At 38.2% G+C, this 22,447-nt stretch carries 28 protein-coding genes; 23 read left to right on the top strand and 5 right to left on the bottom strand.

Annotation, left to right across the window (positions count from 1 at the left end; all coding sequences use genetic code 11):
- Positions 1–71: 71 nt before the first annotated feature.
- Positions 72–251 (bottom strand): twin-arginine translocase TatA/TatE family subunit, encoded by a 180-nt coding sequence (gene tatA / locus CD33_RS15700; protein WP_036202134.1) that lies wholly within the window; start codon positions 249–251, stop codon positions 72–74.
- Between the two features lie 114 nt (positions 252–365).
- A complete protein-coding gene (locus CD33_RS15705; protein ID WP_036202137.1) occupies positions 366–593 on the bottom strand; it encodes a twin-arginine translocase TatA/TatE family subunit in 228 nt (75 codons plus the stop codon).
- A 263-nt stretch (positions 594–856) separates the two neighbouring features.
- Between CD33_RS15705 and CD33_RS15710 the strand changes: the two genes are divergently transcribed.
- The 3 genes from CD33_RS15710 (at position 857) to CD33_RS15720 (ending at position 2,945) form a co-directional block, all read left to right on the top strand.
- The gene (locus CD33_RS15710) at positions 857–1,114 is read left to right on the top strand and encodes a PGF-CTERM sorting domain-containing protein (protein WP_036202139.1); all 258 of its coding nucleotides are present in this window, start codon (positions 857–859) and stop codon (positions 1,112–1,114) included.
- Positions 1,115–1,324: 210 nt separating this feature from the next.
- Positions 1,325–2,434 carry a M20/M25/M40 family metallo-hydrolase gene (locus CD33_RS15715; RefSeq protein ID WP_036202142.1) on the top strand — a complete coding sequence of 370 codons (1,110 nt, stop codon included), beginning with the start codon at positions 1,325–1,327 and terminating at the stop codon, positions 2,432–2,434.
- Between the two features lie 22 nt (positions 2,435–2,456).
- Positions 2,457–2,945: a chemotaxis protein CheW gene (locus CD33_RS15720; RefSeq protein ID WP_036202145.1), complete on the top strand. Its 489-nt coding sequence runs from the start codon at positions 2,457–2,459 to the stop codon at positions 2,943–2,945.
- A gap of 44 nt (positions 2,946–2,989) precedes the next feature.
- Here the strand turns inward: CD33_RS15720 and CD33_RS15725 are convergent, their stop codons facing one another.
- A complete protein-coding gene (locus tag CD33_RS15725; protein WP_235863182.1) occupies positions 2,990–3,682 on the bottom strand; it encodes a VTT domain-containing protein in 693 nt (230 codons plus the stop codon).
- Positions 3,683–3,888: 206 nt separating this feature from the next.
- On the opposite strand from CD33_RS15725, the gene CD33_RS15730 reads away from it, so the two are divergent.
- The 5 genes from CD33_RS15730 (at position 3,889) to CD33_RS15750 (ending at position 6,262) form a co-directional block, all read left to right on the top strand.
- Entirely contained in the window at positions 3,889–4,398 is a 510-nt protein-coding gene (locus CD33_RS15730; RefSeq protein ID WP_036202147.1) for a DUF1648 domain-containing protein, read from the top strand.
- Positions 4,399–4,561: 163 nt separating this feature from the next.
- Positions 4,562–4,921: a fluoride efflux transporter FluC gene (locus CD33_RS15735; protein WP_036202149.1), complete on the top strand. Its 360-nt coding sequence runs from the start codon at positions 4,562–4,564 to the stop codon at positions 4,919–4,921.
- Positions 4,909–5,250: a fluoride efflux transporter FluC gene (locus CD33_RS15740; protein ID WP_036202151.1), complete on the top strand. Its 342-nt coding sequence runs from the start codon at positions 4,909–4,911 to the stop codon at positions 5,248–5,250. The genes CD33_RS15735 and CD33_RS15740 overlap by 13 nt, the downstream gene beginning before the upstream one ends.
- Positions 5,251–5,294: 44 nt before the next feature.
- Positions 5,295–5,786, top strand: a complete 492-nt coding sequence (locus tag CD33_RS15745; RefSeq protein WP_036202153.1) for a nucleoside 2-deoxyribosyltransferase — start codon at positions 5,295–5,297, stop codon at positions 5,784–5,786.
- Positions 5,783–6,262, top strand: coding sequence for a DUF4064 domain-containing protein (locus tag CD33_RS15750; protein WP_052130295.1), 480 nt, complete (start codon positions 5,783–5,785; stop codon positions 6,260–6,262). Before CD33_RS15745 ends, CD33_RS15750 begins: the two co-directional genes overlap by 4 nt.
- Before the next feature lie 138 nt (positions 6,263–6,400).
- On the opposite strand, the gene CD33_RS15755 is transcribed toward CD33_RS15750, so the two are convergent.
- A complete protein-coding gene (locus CD33_RS15755) occupies positions 6,401–6,919 on the bottom strand; it encodes a methylated-DNA--[protein]-cysteine S-methyltransferase (RefSeq protein ID WP_036202156.1) in 519 nt (172 codons plus the stop codon).
- 247 nt (positions 6,920–7,166) lie between these two features.
- On the opposite strand from CD33_RS15755, the gene CD33_RS15760 reads away from it, so the two are divergent.
- The 6 genes from CD33_RS15760 to CD33_RS15780 all read left to right on the top strand — a co-directional run bounded on the left by CD33_RS15760 (position 7,167) and on the right by CD33_RS15780 (position 12,217).
- Positions 7,167–9,074: an FUSC family protein gene (locus CD33_RS15760; RefSeq protein ID WP_036202159.1), complete on the top strand. Its 1,908-nt coding sequence runs from the start codon at positions 7,167–7,169 to the stop codon at positions 9,072–9,074.
- A 206-nt stretch (positions 9,075–9,280) separates the two neighbouring features.
- On the top strand, positions 9,281–9,820 hold the full coding sequence (locus CD33_RS15765) for an NADPH-dependent FMN reductase (RefSeq protein WP_052130296.1): 540 nt from the start codon (positions 9,281–9,283) through the stop codon (positions 9,818–9,820).
- Positions 9,821–10,105: 285 nt separating this feature from the next.
- Positions 10,106–10,390: an ATP-binding cassette domain-containing protein gene (locus tag CD33_RS20835; RefSeq protein ID WP_309299210.1), complete on the top strand. Its 285-nt coding sequence runs from the start codon at positions 10,106–10,108 to the stop codon at positions 10,388–10,390.
- A gap of 29 nt (positions 10,391–10,419) precedes the next feature.
- Entirely contained in the window at positions 10,420–10,932 is a 513-nt protein-coding gene (locus CD33_RS15770; RefSeq protein ID WP_328587742.1) for an ATP-binding cassette domain-containing protein, read from the top strand.
- 98 nt (positions 10,933–11,030) lie between these two features.
- The gene (gene lepB / locus CD33_RS15775) at positions 11,031–11,561 is read left to right on the top strand and encodes a signal peptidase I (RefSeq protein WP_036202365.1); all 531 of its coding nucleotides are present in this window, start codon (positions 11,031–11,033) and stop codon (positions 11,559–11,561) included.
- A gap of 164 nt (positions 11,562–11,725) precedes the next feature.
- Entirely contained in the window at positions 11,726–12,217 is a 492-nt protein-coding gene (locus CD33_RS15780) for an SRPBCC domain-containing protein (protein ID WP_036202162.1), read from the top strand.
- Positions 12,218–12,283: 66 nt separating this feature from the next.
- Here CD33_RS15780 and guaC read toward each other — a convergent pair whose 3' ends face one another.
- The gene (gene guaC / locus CD33_RS15785; protein WP_036202165.1) at positions 12,284–13,267 is read right to left on the bottom strand and encodes a GMP reductase; all 984 of its coding nucleotides are present in this window, start codon (positions 13,265–13,267) and stop codon (positions 12,284–12,286) included.
- Positions 13,268–13,539: 272 nt separating this feature from the next.
- On the opposite strand from guaC, the gene CD33_RS15790 reads away from it, so the two are divergent.
- The 9 genes from CD33_RS15790 (at position 13,540) to CD33_RS15830 (ending at position 22,436) form a co-directional block, all read left to right on the top strand.
- On the top strand, positions 13,540–13,767 hold the full coding sequence (locus CD33_RS15790) for a hypothetical protein (protein WP_036202169.1): 228 nt from the start codon (positions 13,540–13,542) through the stop codon (positions 13,765–13,767).
- A gap of 175 nt (positions 13,768–13,942) precedes the next feature.
- Complete coding sequence (locus CD33_RS15795) at positions 13,943–14,158, top strand: hypothetical protein (protein ID WP_036202172.1); 216 nt, start codon at positions 13,943–13,945, stop codon at positions 14,156–14,158.
- A 710-nt stretch (positions 14,159–14,868) separates the two neighbouring features.
- The gene (locus CD33_RS15800) at positions 14,869–15,651 is read left to right on the top strand and encodes a 3D domain-containing protein (protein WP_052130298.1); all 783 of its coding nucleotides are present in this window, start codon (positions 14,869–14,871) and stop codon (positions 15,649–15,651) included.
- A 413-nt stretch (positions 15,652–16,064) separates the two neighbouring features.
- Positions 16,065–17,369 carry an ammonium transporter gene (locus tag CD33_RS15805; RefSeq protein WP_052130299.1) on the top strand — a complete coding sequence of 435 codons (1,305 nt, stop codon included), beginning with the start codon at positions 16,065–16,067 and terminating at the stop codon, positions 17,367–17,369.
- A 70-nt stretch (positions 17,370–17,439) separates the two neighbouring features.
- Positions 17,440–18,414 carry a DUF294 nucleotidyltransferase-like domain-containing protein gene (locus CD33_RS15810; protein ID WP_036202175.1) on the top strand — a complete coding sequence of 325 codons (975 nt, stop codon included), beginning with the start codon at positions 17,440–17,442 and terminating at the stop codon, positions 18,412–18,414.
- Between the two features lie 26 nt (positions 18,415–18,440).
- Positions 18,441–19,163 carry an exonuclease domain-containing protein gene (locus CD33_RS15815; RefSeq protein ID WP_036202178.1) on the top strand — a complete coding sequence of 241 codons (723 nt, stop codon included), beginning with the start codon at positions 18,441–18,443 and terminating at the stop codon, positions 19,161–19,163.
- Positions 19,164–19,489: 326 nt separating this feature from the next.
- Positions 19,490–20,233: a GTP cyclohydrolase II gene (locus CD33_RS15820; protein WP_036202180.1), complete on the top strand. Its 744-nt coding sequence runs from the start codon at positions 19,490–19,492 to the stop codon at positions 20,231–20,233.
- A 17-nt stretch (positions 20,234–20,250) separates the two neighbouring features.
- On the top strand, positions 20,251–21,357 hold the full coding sequence (gene ribD, locus CD33_RS15825; RefSeq protein ID WP_036202371.1) for a bifunctional diaminohydroxyphosphoribosylaminopyrimidine deaminase/5-amino-6-(5-phosphoribosylamino)uracil reductase RibD: 1,107 nt from the start codon (positions 20,251–20,253) through the stop codon (positions 21,355–21,357).
- Positions 21,354–22,436 (top strand): FAD-dependent monooxygenase, encoded by a 1,083-nt coding sequence (locus CD33_RS15830; RefSeq protein ID WP_036202183.1) that lies wholly within the window; start codon positions 21,354–21,356, stop codon positions 22,434–22,436. Before ribD ends, CD33_RS15830 begins: the two co-directional genes overlap by 4 nt.
- Positions 22,437–22,447 lie beyond the last annotated feature (11 nt).

Genomic DNA, 22,447 nt, shown 5'->3' on the forward strand with positions numbered 1-22,447 from the left:
AACAGCTATATACATAAAGATAAATAGTATTAATATGCATCATAATCGAATGCTATTTGCTGCTTAAAATGTTAGATACTGTCTTCTTTTTTATTGTCCTCTTCGTCTAAAACACCTTTAGTTGAAGTCTTGAAGTTTTTAATCGATTCTCCAATCGATCGTCCTAATTTTGGGAGTTTTGACGGCCCAAAAATAATTAATATTATTATCAAGATAATAATTAAGCCTGGAATTCCAATTGAGTTAAACATGAATTTGCCTCCAATTTTTAATCATCAAATATCTACTATTCACTATTCCTGAACCGGGTGCCTCCAAAAAAGAAACGATCAAAAGAGGATAAGTTTATTCATATGGATGAGAAATTATTTTTCTCTACTATTTTCTTTTTTAAGGTCCACTAAAGTGAACTCTTCTTTCGCTTCTTTGAATTCACCAGTCACATCATCAACAATATCTTTTGTAGAATTTTTAAATTCTTTTAACGTTTGCCCAACAGCTTTCCCTAACTGTGGTAATTTTGATGGTCCAAAAAGTATCAGTGCGATAACAAGTATAATTACCATTCCGGGTATCCCGATTGACTGAATCATCCTCATTCCTCCTTTTGAAGTCAGACTTAGTCTGTCCTTATAATTTTTTAACGGTTATTTATAAGTTTGTGCCTAAATGTTCATACTTATAGCAAAAAAATATGATTGTTGTACTAATTATGTACTTGCAGTGAAATTCTTCACAAAAAACGCTATGAGTAAAGATTCCCTAATTTATTTAAAATAAAACATCAACAAATGGTAAACCAGTTTATAAACCGCATCTGCTAGAATTAACACCAAATATTTCTGGGAGGGTTAACATGACACAGTATAATCGCGAGGAATTATCATTGATACTGCAAGTACTAGCTGGTATCACCTTGACTATGGGGTTGGCTTTCACTCTATCTATATATTCCGGTTTAACGCCAGGATTTGAAATGATAATAGCAGCGATAGGCTTGGCCATTATAATCGGTTGTTGGGGTGGTATGAAGCACCTTGGATTTATGGTGACGGTAATATTAGCAGTAATCCTTTTTGCAATTTATTTTAATTTCGCAGCTCTTTTAGGGTGAAGGGTGGATGAACAAAAAAGGGTTCCTCTTTTTTCGAGGCGACCTTTTTTATTTGTTCGAAATCTTGAAATATTTGTAACCGCTAAAAAAGTATAAAGAAGACGGCAGCAAATTATTAGCAATTTAACCTGTATTAGCAGGCAATTGGGTTGTCTTCACAGTTTGGTAGGCGTAAAATAAAAGAATATTGAAAGATAAGGGAGTTTTAACATGAGCAGTCGCTTAGTAAATGAATTTTTGGAACTAGTACAAATTGATTCTGAAACAAAAAACGAGGAAATGATTGCACCAATTCTTGTGCAGAAGTTGGAAGCTTTGGGGTTTGAAGTCTTTCAGGATGATGCCCATACGCGAAACGGTCATGGTGCTGGTAATATTATTGCAACTTTGGAAGGGACACAGGATGTTGAGCCAATCTATTTTACTGTTCATATGGATACAGTAGTCCCCGGTGTCGGCATAAAACCTGAGATTCGTGAAGATGGCTATATTTACTCCGATGGAACTACAATTCTTGGTGCAGATGATAAAGCCGGAATGGCGGCATTATTCGAAATGGCACGCCGTTTAAAAGAACAAAATATTGAACATGGAACAATTCAATTCATTATAACTGCTGGTGAGGAAAGCGGCTTAGCTGGCGCTAAGGAATTGGATCCAACTTTAATACAGGCAAAATTAGGATTTGCCGTAGATAGTGACGGTAAAGTTGGCGGAATTGTCACAGCCGCACCTTATCAAGCGAAGATTGAAACCAAAATAATTGGAAAAACCGCTCACGCTGGTGTAGCACCTGAAAAGGGGATTTCTGCCATAACACTGGCAGCCAAAGCCATTGCAAAAATGAACCTTGGCAGAATCGATGAAGAGACAACAGCAAATATTGGCCGTTTTGAAGGTGGCAAAGCAACTAATATTGTATGTGACGAAGTGTATATATTAGCCGAAGCTCGTTCAATAAATAAAGAAAAACTAGATGCCCAAGTCAATCATATGAAAGAAATCTTCGAAAATGTCACTGAAAGTTTGGGTGGCCGTGCTGAAGTAGAAGTGAAATTAATGTACCCTGGCTTCTCGGTAACTGAATCAGATCGTGTAGTCCAAATTGCGATGCAAGCTGTACAAAATGTGGGACGTGTTGCCCGACTTGGCATTTCTGGCGGTGGAAGTGACGCAAATGTAATTGCTGGGTTTGGAATACCGACAGTGAATCTTTCGGTTGGCTATGAAGAAATTCATACAACAAATGAACGGATGCCGATTGAAGAATTGGAGAAATTAGCCGATTTATTAGTAGAAGTAGTAAAATGTTCTTCGTAGAAAGTTTTCGTGAGGTGAAACAATGTCGTTTGAAAAAGTAGTTATATTTAACTGTGGAAAAGAAGAATATGCGGTACCGGTAGAGCAGGTCGTTTCCATCGAGAAGTTGGGGCATATTACACCTATTCCTCATTTGCCTGGCTATTTGCTTGGTTTTGCACGTGTTCGAGGGGAGCTTATTCCAGTAATTGATTTTAACCGTATTTTATACAATCAGTCGAGCGAAGGAGATTTATCGCGCATTATTGTGCTCAATACGGATATTGTGAACTATGGGTTAGTCGTGAATGAAGCGAAAGAGATTATTAATCTTACAGAAAATGAGATTAAACAAGTTGGACTGGTGAATTATTCAAAAACACGCTATTTTACTGCGGTAGCGAATTTGGAGGAGCGCATGATTGCCTGTGTGGATCCAAAAATCTTGGTGGACTCACTGGAAGGTATCCGAGAAATTATTGAATACTTACATAAGTTGCTCGAAGATGAAAGCAACCAGCCGAATCTCTAAAAAAATGAAGCTAGTAGGATACAGTCATCCTACTAGCTATTTTATTATGACTCGCTATTTTTTGTGATGGCAGAATTTTTCCTATGGAAGTGTGCGAGAAAGCCATAAATACTCGGAATGAACATAATCATTGTAATTAATGCGAGGGTAAACAGCAGATTTTCTTCCACCCAAGGGATATTACCTAATCCAAAACCGCTTCCCAACCATATTAAGGTCCAAATTAGCGCACCGAGTACATTATAACGGACAAAATTCGAATAGGAATGACCGGTAAAGCCTGCAATAAATGGAATCATCGTACGCATCAGCGGTATAAATCTTGAAAAGGATATGGCAACTTTTTCATACTCATGCAAAAAATCGCTCGCCTTCTCGATACTTGATTGTGGAATTAGTTTTGCCAGGAAATTCTTATCAGCCGGTATCTTTTTGAATGTACTTCCAATGAAAAAATTATTACTATCAGCTAAGGAGGTTGCAACAAAAAACAGCAGAAATAATATAATTAGATTTAATTCACCAACCGCAGCGATTGCACCACTTGCAAATAAAAGCGAGTCTCCGGGTAAAAAAGATAATATTACAAAACCAGTTTTGCCAAATACAATAAGAAAAAGCAATAAGTATATATAGATTCCAAACTGGTCTATGTAAAAGTAAAGTTCGGAATCAAGCCTGCGCAGCACTTCAAAAATATTAGACATACCCAATGTAGCTAGCTCCATTTCTGTCATTTCTAAATATATCTTATTAAATTATATTCCTAAATTTAAATAATTAACCTGCATTTACCCTTTAATTTATTAAATATTATCAAAAAAATATCTTACTAATTTTAGCTTTAGTTTTATTATTCACTAAAATTGGATTTTGAAACTTTTCCAATAAGAAACCGTATAGTAAAACAGGCGATGAAATGTATAGAATGGAGGTGAAATGGATGAAAAACAATTTACCATACAGACCAATCCTGCATTTAAGGAAAAGTAATTTAGAAAAGGTATTGGATGGCTTAGGAATTGTCTTATTTGGGGCTGCCATTATTTTTTTAATAATAAATTGGCATCGTATTCCTGATCATGTGCCTATTCACTTTAAAGCAAGCGGTGAGGCAGATCGCTTCGGTTCAAAGGTGGAGTTGGTTGTCCTCCCGATTATCGGTCTATTTATATTTGTGCTCATGAGCCTTCTGGAAAAGGCTCCTCACATGCATAATTATCCCGTACGGATCAATGAATCTAACGTAGAGAGGTTCTATTTGCATAGCCGCAAATTATTAAATATCGTAAAAAATGTTTGTTTATGGATGTTTTCCTATTTAATTATCCAGATTGGACGAGTGTCCTTAGGAGAACTTCACTCCTTGAGTATTGGATTTGTCCCCGTTTTCTTGTTCATTTTGTTTGGAACTATTGGAATCGGCCTCTACAAGCAAACAAAAATCAAATAGTAACTATTCGTTAGGAAAATCCTTTAATTTGCTGGGAGCAACTTGATGAATATAATATAATATAGTTAGAAATGGTAATTTAAAGAAATGAGCGACTCGTTGGACAAGAAAAGCAGATATTATTCTGTTTCCTTGATTCGTTTATTTGATTGGAGAAAACTTTTTGAAAAAGGGTATACAAGTCTTTATGGGAGGCATGGCAGGGAGCCTGTTACGTTATATTATTCAAGTATATACTAGTACCTCGATGATGCTTTGGTTTGTCAATATAATCGGCAGCTTTGTGCTGGGCAGTTTGAACGGCTACTATTTAAAAACTGAAAAGCAGGCAAATCTTCTTTTGACGACAGGGATGCTTGGTGCTTTTACCACTTTTTCTACATTTACAGAAAGTTGGTTTTACAAGCTTCAAGAGCGTTTTCTATTTGGGATGGTGTATGCTGTCGCCATGACTTCCGCATGTTTTGTTGCAGCTTATTTTGGGTATTCTCTGAATCGGGGTAAAAATAGATGGAATGGATAATTGTGGCAATCGGTGGTGGTGTAGGGGCAACATTAAGATATTTGGTTCAATTGCTAGTTAAAAGAATGATGGCGTCATATTGGGCAACTGCATCAGTTAACGTATTGGGATCATTATTATTGGGTTTTGCGAGTCACGAAGCCATCGATTCAAGTTCGATGATGACTTTTCTAACAGTTGGTGTCCTGGGAGCTTTCACAACATTTTCAACATTTGCATTTGAAATGGTCAATCTCATGGATACAAAGAAATGGGGCACAGCATGTTTAAATCTCTCGACGAACTTAATAGGAGGAATTATGGCCTTCTCAATGGGCTGGATATTGTAGTTATATACAATTAGAGAAATACATACATTAAAGGCGGTAATAATATGAAAGCATATTTAGCAAATGGACTATTTTCGATTGGCGATCGATTATTAAATGACCTGCTCGCTAAGGAGATTAGACAAGAAATACCGGAGATCGAGTTATATTTACCACAAGAAAATGATGCAATTAATGATAAGCAAGCATTTGCAAATAGTTTGGCCATTGCTCGGGCGGATATGGAAAAGCTGCAAGATAGCGATGTACTTATCGCTGTCTTGGATGGAGTTGAAATAGATTCTGGGGTAGCAGCCGAAATCGGGGTATTTTCCACTTTTAATAGACCGATTATTGCATTATTTTCCGATGTCCGCCAACTTGGTCGGGACAATCACGATAAAATTTCTGCTTTAATTGAGGATGGCACAGAAAATCAGTTTGTTTATCGTAACTTATTTGTAATTGGGCTAATTAAGAAAAATGGCGTCATTGTAAGTACAGTGGAAAGTGCAGTGGAAAATGTGAAAAAGTATTTGAAGGAGGAAGTACGATGAAAAGAACAGGTGAGAAAGTATTAAGTATTATCGCGTCGGTATTAAACGTTTTAACTGTAGGTTTTTTGATTTTGATGTTAATTGGCAGTAAAATGCTGTTGGATACTGGCATGAACGATCCATTATTCCAAAGTGAAATCGAAAGTGAAATGTATGCAAGCGGGTTAACTGAAGCGGAAATGGATGAGGCATTATTATTAATGGGAGACTTTTTATCCATTATTGGCGGCATCGGTTGGTTATTGGTTGTACTAGGTGTGATCGCCATTATTCTTGGAATTATCGGTGCAGTAAAAGTAGGCAATAATGCAAAATTAGCTGGAATCTTATTCATTATCGCTGCCATTTTATCGGGAATCATTTCAATACCTGGCATTTTATTAATTATTGCAGCAATCATGTGTTTTTCAAGAAAACCACAATCTGAAGAAATATCACTACAAAAAACGGATGAAAATGGTTATATCATCGAATAAGCTAAAGATTAAAATCATTGCCCTGCACGTCTAATTAAGGCATTCGGAATATTCCATTCCGAATGCCTTTTAATATAATACAATACTTAGTATAGATATTGTTGGTTTATCAAATAATCTAGTTAACAGGAGAAGTCCTTATTTGTATGGTATTTTTTCAAGTGTCAAGAGTTTCTCTTTTACGTCCAATCCACCACTAAAACCGGTAAGTGAACCATTCTTGCCTAAAACTCGGTGACATGGAATGGCAATGGCAACAGGGTTTGAACCGATTGCAGTACCTACAGCTCGGACGGCCTTTGGGTTTCCAATTTTATTTGCTATATCAGAATAGCAAAAAGTTTTTCCATACGGGATTGAATTTAGTGCCTTCCATACATTCATTTGAAAAATTGTCCCGCGAACGTCAAAGTTGAATGTAAATTGAGTTCTTGAGCCATCAAAGTACTCCTCCAACTGCCCAGTGTATAAGGATAATTCGTCCACTGCTTCGAGTAGTTCGCAATTAGGGTATTGTTTTTTGCATACCCTCTTCAATTCATCCAATGATGAGTGCTCGGTTCCTAAATAACACAAACCATTTTCAGTAGCTGCAAGATAAACTTTCCATTGATTATGTAACAGGATTTGATAGTAAATGAGCGTTCTATTGTCCATAATCCCACCTCCATTTTCTATATATTAACACGAATATGTTATCTTATAATCGGATTTTCTTATTATCTCTATTCTGGAAAAAGGCTCATGGTCGGGAATGGTATAATTAACAAACAGGATCGTTCTGTTCTTTTTTATAAGAACCGGGCGTTTTTTATTTATCATCGAGTCCCCAAAAATTTTAGTACTAACTCCTAGCTTAAAATAATGGAGTGTTATCATAAATTCATTTAGAGGAGTGAATCAAATGGGGGAAACAAAATTAGCGACATTTACAATTTTTAAACAGGCACTTACAGTGAATAATAATCCGTTTCCCTGGTTAAAAGCGTTTCTAGCTGGTATAGCATCTGGACTTCCGATTGCAATAGGGTTATTATTTGGAAATTTCCAATATGGTTTGATAGCGGGATTAGGGGGTTTCGCATTTTTGTATGTATTTCCGATACCTTATGCCCAACTGGCGAAAAAACTTGCATGGTGTGTTCTAGCAATTGCAGTATGCGTATTTTTGGGTACTGTATTAGCCCCATATCCGCTTACAGCAGCAATTGTGATGGGGGTTATTGGAGCTATCGGGTTATTTATTTTCGGAGCGTTTAGATTGGTAGGACCGTCTGCGATTTTTTTTGTTCTTATTTTTGCAATGGTAACCGGAATGCCCCTTGCCCCGGAGGAAGCCTTTACCCGTTCGGTACTGGCATTTCTGGGGGGGATATTATCCTGGGTTATTGCCATGAGCGGATGGTTATTTAACCCTCATGGCCCGGAAAAGAGCATTGTCAGAAGAAGTTATCTTGAATTGGCTAACTACTTTGAAAGGATGGGTACTTTGCATGAAAATGGCGCACAACATCGAGTGATGTCCACCTTGAAGGAAGCTAGCATGACGATAAATTCCGCCTATATTCCTTGGAAGAAATCGGATATCTATAATTATTTATTTTTATTGAATGATTTTGCCCATAAAATTTATCTATTTGCCCTTGAACAACAGTTGAAGGGCAACATAAACTCCATTCCAGTTGAATTGGGACAATCTTTACGCAAATTGGCGGAAATTCTAGATGCAAAAAACATTTACGATGTGGCATCAATGAAGTTGCCCCATCCTAACGAGATGAATGAAAAAATTGCACAACTTTATATTGAAATGAATGCAGCGAAAAACAGTATATTGGAACCGAGCATATCGTCGGGAAAGCGAATCGATGTTCAAAAGACTTCAGCTAAAAGAATTTTACTCGGTGCCCTTGATAAAAACTCGATTATTTTCATTAATTCATTGAGGTTTGGTTCGATCACGATTTTTGCTGCCATTTTTGCATTCGAACTCGATTTCAATCGTTCCTTTTGGGTTCCTCTTTCATGTGTCGCCGTAATGTCTGGTGCGACTGCAACAGCTTCTCTTCACCGTGCAATTCAACGCAGTCTCGGGACAATTTTCGGCATATTAATAGCGAGTGTGATTCTTGTTTTTCAGCCATCCGGATATCTAGTTGCTCTGCTAATTTTTCTATTAACCTTCATAACCGAGTTATTTATCGTTAAAAATTATGGCTTGGCTGCACTATTTTTTACTCCCGCAGCCCTGATTATGGCTATAGCTGGATCACATGGAAAAGCACCGTTTTCTTTTATTGCATCGACTCGTGTAGTTGATGTATTGATTGGTGTACTGATTGGATTGCTTGGGGTTTGGTTTGTTGGAAGGAAATCGGCTTCAAGCAAGACGCCACACTTAGTTTCAAAAACCATTCGTTCTTATGCTCAAGCATTTTATGTGCTATTTTCAAACGGAGAGCCCTACCAAAATGAATTTAACAAGATGGAAACGAATATTCGAAATTTAAAAGCGGTTTTCGATACAGCTATAGGAGAGTTACCAAAGGATGCTAAAACAATGGAGTATTATTGGCCGATTGTTCATATACTGGAGGAGCTTGGCTTTTTATTGGAGAAATGTGCAAAATCAAACACAAGACCACAACTTGAAAAACATGCGATTGCCCAATACTTATTAGTATTCGAGTCCATGGCAATCGGGGCAGACCGAAGAAAATATGAAGAAGAATACGATTTGCCCCGAATAGAAGGCTTTCAAAGTATAGTGGACAAAATGCAACAATTGCAAAGAAGCATTCGCTGTCAATAACTCGTAATAGTTTTTAACATAGTTCTTAAAATGTAGATATAATAGTTGTTTGAAGTAAGTTTGAAATTGGGTACTTGGATAAAGTAATAAAAATCCACTTTCTACAGTAGGAGTTATCGAGCAAAGAAGCGAATAAAGTAATAAGCTTTTTACCATACTATTTCATAGTTATGAATTCGATTGCTTTACGAAATGGAGGATTGTATATGTTGAAAATTGGAATCATTTTAGGTAGCACACGTGAAGGGCGAGTAAGCCCTCAAGTCGGTGAATGGGTGAAAGGTATTGCAGAGGGACGTGGGGATGCTACCTACGAAATCATTGATATTGCTGATTTCAAATTACCGCTACTAGGCGAGCCGGGTGGAGATGCATCCGGTGTTGGCGATTGGTCTTCAAGTGTTGCTAGTTGCGACGGTTTTGTGTTTATCGTACAAGAATATAATCATTCCATTACCGGAGCTTTAAAAAATGCTTTGGACTTCTTGCGCGAGGAGTGGAACAATAAAGCGGCCGGTATTGTCAGCTATGGTTCGGTTGGCGGGGCACGGGCGGCCGAACATTTACGAGGGATATTGGGTGAATTGCTTGTTGCGGATGTTCGCGTTCACCCTGCGTTATCTTTATTTACGGATTTTGAAAATGGAAATGTTTTCAAACCGAAAGATGTGCAAAAGCAGTCCGTCAATGACATGTTAGATCAGCTCATTTCCTGGAGCACTGCTTTAAAAACCATTCGAAAGTAAAACTTGTTTTCATATCTTGACAGTAAGACGTAAGGAACCTGTGTGCTGGCCAATAGCGCGGAAAAACGAACTGGAAAACGAAATCAAAATTTCATATTCATGTTACCATTCTCTCACTTATAGGAGAATGGTATTTTTTTGGCCCAGTGCAGTGCTGCTTTTATATATTTTATACTTTACATACAATTTTCTATACAGTATCGGTTCCTTCATATTAAAATAAAGTTAATAGTTCCAACATTTCAATAAATGCAATAGATATAATGCGGTAGGAGGGAGAGCGATTTGATCAACCTGAATGGTGTGACGGTTACTAGAAACAAGAAGGATATTTTGAAAACTATAAGTTGGAAAGTTGAAAAAGGGCAGCACTGGTCCATTTTGGGGTTAAACGGTTCTGGAAAAACTACTTTGTTGAACGTAATCAATGGCTATTTACATCCAGTGAGCGGACAGGCGGAGATATTGGGTGAATCACTTGGAAATATATATATACCTGACTTGCGGAAACGAATCGGTTTAATAGTGCTTCTATTCAACAACAGATTCAAAATTTTGAAAGTGTTCTAAGTATTGTTTTAAGTGGGAAGTTTGCCTCCATCGGACTTTGGGAAGCCGTCGAGAAAAAAGATGTCGAAATGGCACATCATTTTATGAGAAAATTAAATTGCGAACATTTGCAGGAGCTGGAGTACGGAACCCTTTCCCAGGGAGAACGTCAAAGAGTACTAATAGCAAGGGCTTTAATGGCGAATCCAAAGATATTGATACTGGATGAACCATGCAATGGACTAGATATAATAAACCGGGAAGAATTATTGAAAATAATCGATGATTTATCCAAATCGGACGACTGTCCAACACTTATTTATGTGACACATCATGTAGAAGAGGTCCTTCCGTGTTTTACTCATACCCTTTTATTAAGGGGAGGTGAAATTTTTGACCAAGGATTATCTTCCGCAATGCTGACGGAAGATAATCTGACCCAGTTTTTTGAACGACCTGTTTCGGTGCAAAGAGAACAAAGCCGTACCTGGATTGCATTGAAAGAAATTGTAGAACAAAAGGGGTGCGACAACCGGGAAAATCCAGTATTCCCTGTATGTTAAACAAGATTGAACATATAGTTATAGAAACAGAGTTGAAGAATGAAAAAGGGGGGATAATATTGACACAACCTCAAGAACCAAAACAAAAGAATGAATTTATGTCTTGGTTAGTTGCGATTCTATTTGGGATTATCATTTCGTTTATTTGCCGTGAATTTCTTTTTTCCCCACTTGTCGTCAAAGGGGCTTCCATGATGCCTACATATGAAAATCAAGATGTCATTATTGTTAGTAAAATAAGTGAGGTAAATCGATTCGACCAGATTGTTTTTGAGGCACCAAACGAAGATGAATATTACATTAAACGTGTTATTGGGTTGCCGGGGGATACAGTCGAAATGAAGGACGATATATTGTTGATTAATAATAAAGAGTATGAAGAATCGTATGTAAACCGTGAAAATGACAATCCATTGCAAAAAAGGATTACCGAAAACTTCACTTTAAAAGATATTACAGGATACGATAAGGTGCCGGAAGGCTATTTGTTTGTTTTGGGGGACAATCGATTAAGAAGTTCCGACAGTCGACACTTTGGATTAGTTCCATTGGACTCTGTGTTGGGTGAATCAAAATTAAGAATCTTTCCATTGAGCAGTATCAAATTGTTTAATACGAACAAGGAATAAAAGAGTGAGACTGACTTTTGTTGGTCTCACTTTTAAATTTGTTTCAAGTGGTCATTTCCTATCAGCCGGGTCGCTTAAAATCCGAGGCTCCTATTTTGAAAGGGTGAATTTTATCTGTAGAATAAAAAATAGGTTACCAAAGTTTACTTTTAAGGAGGATTTTTATGCTCGCAAAGATTTACAAAAGGGATACTGGTTATACTGCGGAGTTTGTATATTATTACAAAGTTGCAAGTGAGAAAGTATGGTCTTCGTTAGTTGCGAATGACAACTTTAAATTTTGGATGGAGCATCTTGAAATTACGGACTTAAGAATAGATGGGAATATTGACTTTCACTATAATGATGGGACGGGTTCGATTGAAAAAATGCCGATTACAGATTATGTGGAGGGAAAAGTTCTTCAGTTTAATTGGGGTGAAGACGCTGTCCGGTTTGAGATTAACCCCTATAATGGCGGGTCGCAACTACTAATGAAACAATTTTTAACAAATATAACAGATCATACTCCAAAAGATTTAGCCGGATGGCATGTGTGCTTGATGCGTTTTGAGGATGTAGTCTCAGGGGCATCGCGCCTATTGCCGAAAGATGAGTGGGAAAAATGGTATGCAGAATATAAGTTGATGGTTAGCAACCTCGAGAATGAAGAGTGAACATTTGATATAAAAGAAGAGTAGAATTTCGATCAATCGAAATTCTACTCTTAAGGGAAATATTTATTAGTACACTTTATCTCCATTGAAGATAGAGTTTTTAACTACTACATAGTCTACTGTACGGATTGATTCCAGTTTGCTTCCACCTGCATATGAAATGGATGACTGTAAATCTTGTTCCATTTCCACTAAAGTATCCATTAAAGAACCTTTATGCTCCACGTACATTTTTTTACCTTCAACATTTTTCTTTTCACCTTTTTGGAATTCAGAAGCAGAACCAAAGTATTCTTTAAACATTTTGCCATCTTTCACAACTGTTTGGCCAGGAGATTCCTCATGACCGGCAAATAATGAACCGATCATAACCATCGAAGCTCCGAAGCGAACTGATTTTGCGATATCGCCGTTTGTACGGATACCACCATCAGCTATGATTGGCTTTGTTGCAGCTTTAGCGCACCAACGAAGTGCAGCCAGCTGCCAACCACCTGTACCGAAACCTGTTTTAATTTTAGTAATACATACTTTACCAGGTCCAATGCCGACTTTCGTTGCATCTGCTCCGGCATTTTCAAGTTCTCGAACAGCCTCGGGAGTTCCCACGTTGCCCGCAATCACAAAACTTTGAGGCAGGTGTTGTTTAATATGTTTGATCATGTTGATGACGGCGTTTGAATGTCCGTGAGCAATGTCGATTGTAATAAATTCCGGGATTAGTTCTTCAACTGCTAATTGCTCAATGAAAGTGTACTCTTCCTCTTTTACACCAACCGAGATGGATGCAATTAGCTTGCGAGAATGCATGTTTTTAATGAATTCTGCACGTGTTTCTGGATTGAAGCGATGCATGATATAAAAATAGCCGTTCTCAGCTAAATTAATGGCGATTGACTCATCAATAATTGTCTGCATATTTGCAGGTACAACTGGCAATTTAAATTTAAAGCCACCGAACATTATCGAAGTATCACATTCTGATCGGCTGTTTACTATACATTTATTTGGGATTAATTGAATATCTTCATAATCAAATACGTTATCCATTTAAGAACACCTCTAAATCACGAATATTTTTAAGTAATGAGCGTTAATTGTTCGCCCTTTGGTAATTTACCTTATTTTTGAGCCTATGTCAAAGAATTTCTATAAAAAATAATCTATTTTATCTTCTCCTAAAGAATAAAGAAATATTATGGAATGAAAATAATCAACCATTTATATTGCCATTTGTGTTAGATATTATGACATAAGTAGATTTTCTTGAATAAAAAATATCCATTGTTGTCATATTAAACAACGAAGGAGATGAAATAACGATGCCAAGAAACTCAGAAAACCAACATGTTGAATCAACACCACATTTCGATGGCGAAGAAACCTTAAATAATCCTCCGGGGACAGCTCACGAAAAGTTAACTTTCATCACCCCGCCGAATCCTAGTGAAGAGTTTGCGATAGAAAGAAGTCCCTTTAAATTTATCCCAAAAGTAGACCCAACGATGCAGCGATTCGAGAAGCTTATGAGAGGGACAAAAAAAAGCTGATGCATGCATCGGATGTGTCTTTCGTGCTGGAATAGTTTAGATTGGAAAATGGAACTACACATTTTGTTCAGACTTCCTAAGAACAATTTGTTCAATTTCTGATTTTGAATATGAGACAATCGCACAATAGGCTCCCATCTCTCCTCATAAAATAGAGGAAGGAGGGAGCTAATCGATGCTTGATAAAATCAAACTATTAATTGGTCAGCCGATTGGCGTGGCGTTTAAGAGTGGGCTTAGCGTCTCGGGGGTATTGTGTGATGCGGACGATAATGAGATTTGTTTATTAGAGTACTTATATCAAGCGAAGTTCGTCCAAAAGTATTATGATTACGAATTGATACAAGGAATATATATTTTTCCAAGCTGTGATAATGATTTGCTTAATTAATAAATTTATAGCACATACAAAAGGGGTATCTTTGATAGGGTGCCCCTTTTTAATTAGCTCGAAAAGGGGATAAGTCCCTCTAACCATCCGGGCACTTAAGAATCCAACAAATTTTCATGGAAAGTAAATAAATTGATGAGATAAGCTTTTTCTGCTCCTTTATATACTGGCTGGAATACCTGCTCCTCCCGGACTAGTGTTCACTACTTTGCTTCTATGTATAAAGCAATATCTACGCAAGTTTACAATCCCTTCACTTAAGAAACAGTTCGATTCCGGTAAAAACAGGCGAACTGTACTAAAGGTGTCCACTTTGCTTCTAAAAGCCCCCTTTTTATACTCAACCAAGCGTTCAGACTTTTTTCGGCATAATTTAATCTACACCGTTCTACTAAAACAGTTCTATTCAAAAGAAGCATAAAACTCGTTTAGTTTCATTTGTTTACTCTATATTCATTTAACCGCATTATCATAAAAAACTGGTTTAGAAGCAGGAATTGCTTTTAATCCAGTTTTTTAGCATTTGGGAGAGATTGAAACGAAATGCAATCGGTACAAATAAAGACATTATAAAATTATTTCATTTATTACAAATATTACAATTTATTTCTATTTATATATCAATATGTATATTTTTGTAAGTCGGTGGACAGTACTTATTTCGTAATTACATTACAAATTTCGAGATTAATTGTCAGGAGGACGAACAAATGAAAAGTAAACTAACAATCATGATGTTACTTATCGTATTTTCGATAACGACGACTAATGTATATGGAATGGAAATTGATAGAGCAGCTATGCACACGGACGATGAAAATGACCGCTTAATAATTACTGATGGCATTGGAGGATTTTTCGATGATGCGTTGGATCGGAATGTTGTTTTCTATAAGATGTTGCAACCAGAGTTGTATGAGGTGCAAGAAGGGGATAATCTTTTCCGGATCGCTAAAAATAATCAAGTTGAATTAGAAGACTTAATGGAATGGAATGAGCTATCGGATTTCACGATCCATCCAGGTAAAGAATTAAAACTATATGATGTGGGCGGTGGAGAAGAAGAATCGACGGATGTCGCTAAAGAATCATCAACAAGTGTACAGAGAGATAGTGAAAAGAAAGATGACTATCAACAATCCAGGGAGCCGAAATCTGGACAAGCCGAAGTAGTGCAAAATACAGAGGAGGAGCCTGCTTCTGGAAAGGAAATAATGGTAACGGCGACAGCTTATACAGCTTATTGTGAAGGATGTTCCGGAACGACGGCGATTGGCATTGATTTACGCTCTAACCCAAATCAAAAAGTGATTGCAGTAGATCCAAATATTATCCCGCTTGGTTCAAAGGTTTGGGTCGAAGGATATGGAGAGGCGATAGCAGGGGATACTGGCGGTGCCATCAAAGGAAACAAAATTGATGTTTTCATCCCAACACGCAATGAGGCGATGCAATGGGGCCGAAAGCAAGTAAAATTAAAAGTTCTCAATTAAATCTTATCTATAGTGAAAAAGCCTTGGAGAATCATTTCTCCAAGGCTTTCCTTATTTGAAAGTTGAGTAGTTGCTGGGAGATAAAGTTACATATCTTAAAAGTCGAGGTTTCCTTTTTTGGATCCAAAGCACATGCAGACTGCGGAAGAAAAAATGTAAACAAACCTTCGTATGAAATACATTCATTATTCGTAGTTCCCATTTTGCGTCTTGACGGTTAAAGTTCTATTCATCTTTCGAACGAATAGTTGTGTGAAGTTTTGTAACATTAAACAAGCCGGTATTTGCAAATTGTATTGACAAAAAGGGAAGATGGTGTAAAATAAAGTTTATATTAAATGTTACATTTCCTTACATCGTAGAATAATATAACGTAACATAACAAAATGCTTTATGAAGGGAGAATGAGGTTTATGGAAACTGTTCAAGTATTGATGGATAACTTGTGGGTCGCGATAGGTGCAATTTTAGTATTCTTTATGTTAGGTGGATTTATTTTACTCGAAGCAGGTTCAACGAGAATGAAAAATGCCGGGCATGTAGCTGGTAAAACAATTTTTACGGCTGGACTTGGAACTTTGGTTTTTTGGGCTGTAGGGTACGGGTTTATATATGGTGATGGAAATCCGTTCATTGGATTATCAAATTTCTTCTATGGAGATACAACGACCGCGCAAGAAGCGGGAGGATTGACTCCTGCAGTGGATTTCTCATTCCAGGTGATGTTTGCTCTCGTTTCCCTTACAATAGCATTTGGTGGGTTCGCAGAACGTGCAAAGCTATCAGTTTATGTCATTTTTGCAATACTATTCTCTGCCTTTATTTATCCAGTAGTTGCTCATTGGATCTGGGGCGGTGGATGGCTGGCAGAACATGGTAAGCAAGATTTTGCCGGTTCAACGGTTGTTCACCTTACAGGTGCGATGGCGGCATTAGCTGCAACAGTGATTTTAAAGCCCCGTATCGGTAAGTATAACAAAGATGGCTCATCCAATGTCTTGGCGGGTCATAACCAAGTATATACGACATTGGGCGTTCTAATTCTTTGGGTAGGATGGTTCGGATTTAATGGGGCGAGTACATTCGGTGTTGCCGATGGATTCCTGGGGTATGTCATCTTAAATACGCAATTGGCTGCTGGTGCTGGTGCGGTTGCTGCAATGTTTACTGCTTGGGTGAAAACAGGTAAGGCTGATGTGCCGACAACTTTAAACGGTGCCCTTGCCGGTTTGGTTGCAATTACTGCATCGTGTGGATTTGTGGCACCTTGGGCAGCAGTCGTCATCGGATTAATCGGAGGTGTGATGGTTGTATTCAGTATGCAATTGTTTGAAAGATTAAGAATCGATGATCCAATTGCTGCCCTATCGGTGCATGGTACAGTAGGCGTTTGGGGTACACTCTCGAATGGTCTGTTCGCACTGCCGGCCTTATCCGCCGATATTGATTGGGGTCAAGCGGGATTGTTCTACGGCGGTGGCTGGGAACAATTGGGCGTTCAAACTCTGGGTGTAGTCGCTTCCGGTGCTTTCGCATTTGTAGCAGCATTCATTTTCCTTAAAATTATGGATAAGGTGATGGGAGGCCTCCGTGTTACCGAAGAAGAGGAAATCATGGGCTTGGACATATCGGAACATGGAAGCTATGGATATCCGGAGCAAATGGCTTTGGAAGAAGCGAAATTAGCTACAGCCGCTACGAAAGAAAAGTTAATATAAGCTATTGCTTAATATATATTAATATAAACAAAAAACCTCTGGATTTCAGAGGTTTTTTACTATAAAGGAAGTGTTCTTTTTGGAAACGTATGAGTCAATAAAAGCGTGGAAGGATGCTCATATTTCCTCCTTTTTAACAAATCACGTTTCTCTCAACACATTTCACGATCGGGTAATGCGAAAAGTACTGGAAGTTGCAATGATGAACATGGGAGACAAGGGCGCACCTTGCCATTTTGCCTGGTTCCTAACCGGCAGCGGTGGACGTTTGGAGCAAGGGCTTATCAGCGACCAGGATCATGGGCTTGTTTATGAGCATTCAACACCAGTAAACGACTCGTATTTCAAAATGCTGGGAAGTGAGTTGGCAAATGGTTTGGACGTTGTAGGTTATCCATATTGTACCGGGCACATAATGAGTTCCAATCCGGTATGGTGTAAATCTTATAGGGAATGGGAAAGGCAGATTAAAAATTGGATGGAAGAGGAAAGTTGGAAATCTATCCGATACTTGCAAATATTTTGTGATGCAAGAGTATTGTATGGCCAAAAAGAATATATTAAACAACTAAAAACAGTCATCCATCAATATCAGAAGGAGCATCCCATACTTTTAAGGCGATTTATGGAAAATGTAAAGCATCTCAAAAATTCGATTGGTCCCATGGGGCAGATTTTGGTGGAACTGCATGGAGTTCACCGGGGGCATATCAATTTAAAATACGGTGCCTTTTTGCCATATGTCAATTCTATCCGTCTGTTATCTATTAAAGAAGGTCTATATGAAACAGGTACTTTAGAAAGGATTAGAATATTACAAGGGAATGCAAAATATGAAAACTTGCTAAAATACTCTTATGATAATTTTTCTTCCCTATTGAATTATAGAATGGGTTTATTTCATGTGGAGGATTATGATGATACTCATTTTTTGAATGTAAAGACTTTGACAAAGGAGCAAAAAAAAGAAATCAAACGTATTTTGAAGAACGGGAAAAAACTACATGATACAGTCATTGATTTAATCAACAATAGCAGGGAATAAAGAGTTTGTAGGAAAAGGGTGTTAGAATGGCATTTGAACCATTTCTGCAATTATTGAGAGGGATACAGGCAAAGCGTGGGCATGGTGGTGTTGGTGGTATTCAAAATTCCCATCAAATGGCCTACTTGAGACACCTGCGGAAAGAAATAGATAAGGAGTCTGCAATGAATACGCCATTGGATAAATTGAACGTGGTTATCTTCGACATCGAGACTACGGGCTTTTCCCCTGAAAGAGGCGACTCTATTTTATCTATCGGAGCAATTAAGATGGTGGGTACAAAGATTTTGGAAGAGCAGCAATTTTACTCTCTCATCTATGTTGAACAAGAAATACCGGAATATATTACCAACCTAACAGGAATTACATCCGATGCAGTAAGTAAAGCACCAACTATATCAAATGTTCTGTTGGATTTCTTTGAGTTTGTGCAGGATTCCACGCTTGTTGCACATCATGCAACCCATGAAAGAGGTTTTATGCAGCATGCAAGCTCGAAATTTTTAAAAACACCGTTTAAGCACCGGATTGTTGATACATCCTTCCTATATAAACTAGTAGCCCGTGATTTTCATAATATGCCGTTGGAACAACTATGTGCTCGCAATAGCATTCCGGTTGTCGATCGGCATCATGCTTTGGGAGACGCCAAAATGACTGCACAAATTTGGAGTGTTTATTTAAAAAAAGTAATGGAATTGGGTTGTGAATCATTGAATGACGTATACAATCTTTATTCGAGAATTTAATAGAATAACTACTAAGAGTGTGTACAAAGTTCTAAACTTCGTGTACACTCTTTTTTCCGTAGACAAGATAGGAATAGGAACCAATGAAGGATGCAAGGGATTCTAGTTTTTTTCTCCTCTTTTGTGTGGAAGCACTGCTTTTGATATCCAATGCCACATAAGCTATATTTAAAGTGCTGGTATATATATCGTAGAAAATAAGTACGGATTAAAATTTATTGAATTGACCTTTGAGGCTTATTATTATATATTTAGTTACGAAAAGTAAGCGTGAAGTTGAATCAATTCATCATGAAAGATAATGAAAAGATAGGTGTGATCAAATAATGAAGGATTTTTCGGATACGAATAAAATATTAAAAGACAAGATGAATGTTGTTTCATTTAATGATAAAGAGAATTTAGTCGTGGTGGGACCAGTGAGATTGCCAGTGAAACAAAGTGAGTTCGAAACAACGTTTCAATGGTACACATGGGCAACGGTAGATAAACAATTTGAAACAAAAGAATCAATACTCCAATCTATTGTAAGTGCGGATTTGGCTTCAAAGCAGCAATCATCTGTTCTCGTATATGGCGATTTTGCAAATTCCGAAGATGCCATAATTCGTATGCATAGTATTTGCCATACAGGTGATATTTTTGGGAGTCAGCGTTGCGATTGCGGCTATCAGCTCCATGAATCGATGAAGATGATTAAAGAACATGGTTGTGGCGCCATCTTCTATTTAGCAAACCATGAAGGTCGGGGAATTGGTTTGTTCTCTAAGTCATTGGCCTATATTTTACAGGAAGAGGGCTATGATACTGTAGAGGCGAATCATGCACTTGGATTCGAAGATGATACACGCAACTATGAGGAAGCGATTCGTGTGCTGGAGACGCTAAGAGCAAAACCGGTAACTTTAATCACGAACAATCCCAAAAAACTTTCCGCTTTAAAATCTCATGGCCTCCTTGCACATAATCATATACCGTTATGGGGTGGCTTAACGGAAACGAATCGCCATTACCTCGAAACAAAGGTGAAAAAATCGGGTCATATTCCAAAAGAGCAATTAACTGTATAAGGGGGAGTAAGTCATTGATGAAAAGTGACCGGGACTATATGCAATTAGCTTTAGATCTTGCTGCTTCAGCTAAAGGAAACACAAATCCAAATCCTTGCGTTGGAGCGGTGATCGTTAAAGATGGTGTCATTGTGGGGACGGGCTTACACCGAAAAGCAGGGGAACCGCATGCCGAAGTACATGCCTTTCAAATGGCTGGCGACCATGCCGAGGGAGCCACTTTATATGTGACGTTGGAACCTTGTTCCCATTATGGAAAAACGCCACCTTGTGCAAACTTAGTGAAAGAATCAGGAGTTAGCCGTGTTGTCGTGGCGACAACCGATCCGAATCCATCAGTTGCAGGACGTGGAATCAACTTATTGAAAGAAGCGGGGATTGAAGTGGAGGTAGGTTTATTGGAAGGTGAGGCACGCAAATTAAATGAGCGTTTCATCCACAATATGCTATCCAATAAACCATTCGTGATTTCAAAATTTGCCATGACGATGGATGGAAAAATCGCTGCTCATAATGGCCATTCCAAATGGATAACGAGCGAGGAGGCCAGATTGCACGTACATAAACTCCGTCATGAAGTCGATGGCATCTTGGTTGGTGTCGGCACTGTGTTGGCGGATAATCCATCGCTTACAACAAGACTTCCGCATCGGGAGGGGAAAAATCCGATACGAATCATATTAGATAGCGAATTAAAAACCCCATTGAATTCAAATGTTGCGAACACAGTTGAGGCACAAACAATCATTGTTTCCGGTAAAGATGTGGATGCAAATAAGGTAAGGCAGTTAACCGAGAAGGGTGTTCAAATACTGACTGTTTCTAAAACGGAAAAGGGATTGAACGTGAATGAAACGCTGTCTGAATTGTATAAATTGGGAATAACGGATGTACTGGTTGAAGGCGGAGCGGAAATTAATGCCTCTTTCCTGAGGGCAGGGCTAATTAATAAAGTACTTTTATTTATGGCACCTAAAATATTGGGGGGGATGCATTCGAAAACCCCATTTGGCGGAATGGATATCGACCATATCGATGAAGCGCTTCAGCTGGAATTCGATACCGTTGAACAAATCGGGCCGGACTTATGCATTACTGCATATCCTATAGGTGAGACAAGATGAAATTAAAAACGGAAGTATGCATTGTCGGCGCAGGACCGGGTGGAGCATTGCTGGCATACTTATTAGCCAAAAAGAATGTGTCGGTTATTCTGATCGAGCGCAATAAAGATGTTGCAAAAGAATTCCGTGGGGAACATTTAAATGAGGAAGGCGAGGCAATTTTAAAGCATCACGGTTTATTTGAAAAAGTGGAACAATTAGGATTGCTCCGAATGGAAACGTTGGAGTATTGGGTGAATGGTAAATTATTCAAGATGATTCATCCCCAACCCAATATAGGACACCTTGGAATCCATGTTCCTCAAGCGCATTTGCTTATGGCCATCATCGAAGAAGCAAGGAAATATCCTCATTTTTCATTAATGACCAATACAAGGCTACTAGATTTAATACAGGATGAAAAAGGATGCTTCAAAGGCGTTATAGCAACCCATGAAGGTGAAGAGATTTTTATTGAAAGCAACTTGGTTATCGGTGCGGATGGCAGGTTTTCCACAGTTCGTAAAAAATCAGGAATCGATGTTACAGTACGGAAACATGGATATGATTTGCTATGGGCAAAAATCCCTGCTCCTCCAAACTGGGAACCGTCCATAAAAATGGCACTGATCGACGGAATGCAGCTATCGGTATTCACCCAGGCAAGGGGCTATATCCAAATCGGCTGGAATATAAAAGAAGGCTCGTTTTCAGAACTTCGAAAACAGCCATTCACTCCCTTTATTGATAAGCTGATCAAAGCCTTTCCGCAGCTTGAAGAAACTGTTCGGCGCCACATTAACTCGTGGCAGGACTTCGTTTTACTGGATGTTCATAGTAATTACACGGAAACATGGGGGAGAGCCGGGCTAGCCTTAATTGGCGATGCTGTACATACGATGACACCCACCGGAGCATTTGGTTTGAATAGCGCGATGAAAGATGCCGATACACTTGCGGCTATTTTAACGAGAGAAACCCTTTCAAATATAGATTTATTGAATTGTGCCGCACAACGTAAAAAAGAAGTGGACAAACTGCAAGCGATACAATTAGAAAAAGAACAAAATTTCGCAACACAATTTTTAATTTATTCATAGGAAAGTAGGAA

Origin of the sequence: Ureibacillus sinduriensis BLB-1 = JCM 15800, assembly GCF_000772955.1 — a bacterium.
Classification (GTDB): domain Bacteria; phylum Bacillota; class Bacilli; order Bacillales_A; family Planococcaceae; genus Ureibacillus; species Ureibacillus sinduriensis.

What these genes read in the sequence shown, in the direction of transcription:
- CD33_RS15715 (WP_036202142.1), top strand. Translation starts at nt 1,325, where the DNA reads ATGAGCAGTCGCTTAGTAAATGAATTTTTGGAACTAGTACAAATTGAT.
- lepB (WP_036202365.1), top strand. Translation starts at nt 11,031, where the DNA reads ATGTCTTGGTTAGTTGCGATTCTATTTGGGATTATCATTTCGTTTATT.
- CD33_RS15800 (WP_052130298.1), top strand. Translation starts at nt 14,869, where the DNA reads ATGAAAAGTAAACTAACAATCATGATGTTACTTATCGTATTTTCGATA.
- CD33_RS15820 (WP_036202180.1), top strand. Translation starts at nt 19,490, where the DNA reads ATGAAGGATTTTTCGGATACGAATAAAATATTAAAAGACAAGATGAAT.
- CD33_RS15710 (WP_036202139.1), top strand. Translation starts at nt 857, where the DNA reads ATGACACAGTATAATCGCGAGGAATTATCATTGATACTGCAAGTACTA.
- CD33_RS15730 (WP_036202147.1), top strand. Translation starts at nt 3,889, where the DNA reads ATGAAAAACAATTTACCATACAGACCAATCCTGCATTTAAGGAAAAGT.
- CD33_RS15720 (WP_036202145.1), top strand. Translation starts at nt 2,457, where the DNA reads ATGTCGTTTGAAAAAGTAGTTATATTTAACTGTGGAAAAGAAGAATAT.
- CD33_RS15765 (WP_052130296.1), top strand. Translation starts at nt 9,281, where the DNA reads ATGTTGAAAATTGGAATCATTTTAGGTAGCACACGTGAAGGGCGAGTA.
- CD33_RS15830 (WP_036202183.1), top strand. Translation starts at nt 21,354, where the DNA reads ATGAAATTAAAAACGGAAGTATGCATTGTCGGCGCAGGACCGGGTGGA.
- CD33_RS15780 (WP_036202162.1), top strand. Translation starts at nt 11,726, where the DNA reads ATGCTCGCAAAGATTTACAAAAGGGATACTGGTTATACTGCGGAGTTT.
- CD33_RS15745 (WP_036202153.1), top strand. Translation starts at nt 5,295, where the DNA reads ATGAAAGCATATTTAGCAAATGGACTATTTTCGATTGGCGATCGATTA.
- CD33_RS15760 (WP_036202159.1), top strand. Translation starts at nt 7,167, where the DNA reads ATGGGGGAAACAAAATTAGCGACATTTACAATTTTTAAACAGGCACTT.
- CD33_RS15705 (WP_036202137.1), bottom strand. Translation starts at nt 593, where the DNA reads ATGATTCAGTCAATCGGGATACCCGGAATGGTAATTATACTTGTTATC.
- tatA (WP_036202134.1), bottom strand. Translation starts at nt 251, where the DNA reads ATGTTTAACTCAATTGGAATTCCAGGCTTAATTATTATCTTGATAATA.
- guaC (WP_036202165.1), bottom strand. Translation starts at nt 13,267, where the DNA reads ATGGATAACGTATTTGATTATGAAGATATTCAATTAATCCCAAATAAA.
- CD33_RS15790 (WP_036202169.1), top strand. Translation starts at nt 13,540, where the DNA reads ATGCCAAGAAACTCAGAAAACCAACATGTTGAATCAACACCACATTTC.
- CD33_RS15755 (WP_036202156.1), bottom strand. Translation starts at nt 6,919, where the DNA reads ATGGACAATAGAACGCTCATTTACTATCAAATCCTGTTACATAATCAA.
- CD33_RS15750 (WP_052130295.1), top strand. Translation starts at nt 5,783, where the DNA reads ATGAAAAGAACAGGTGAGAAAGTATTAAGTATTATCGCGTCGGTATTA.
- ribD (WP_036202371.1), top strand. Translation starts at nt 20,251, where the DNA reads ATGAAAAGTGACCGGGACTATATGCAATTAGCTTTAGATCTTGCTGCT.
- CD33_RS15805 (WP_052130299.1), top strand. Translation starts at nt 16,065, where the DNA reads ATGGAAACTGTTCAAGTATTGATGGATAACTTGTGGGTCGCGATAGGT.
- CD33_RS15725 (WP_235863182.1), bottom strand. Translation starts at nt 3,682, where the DNA reads ATGACAGAAATGGAGCTAGCTACATTGGGTATGTCTAATATTTTTGAA.
- CD33_RS15815 (WP_036202178.1), top strand. Translation starts at nt 18,441, where the DNA reads ATGGCATTTGAACCATTTCTGCAATTATTGAGAGGGATACAGGCAAAG.
- CD33_RS15795 (WP_036202172.1), top strand. Translation starts at nt 13,943, where the DNA reads ATGCTTGATAAAATCAAACTATTAATTGGTCAGCCGATTGGCGTGGCG.
- CD33_RS15740 (WP_036202151.1), top strand. Translation starts at nt 4,909, where the DNA reads ATGGAATGGATAATTGTGGCAATCGGTGGTGGTGTAGGGGCAACATTA.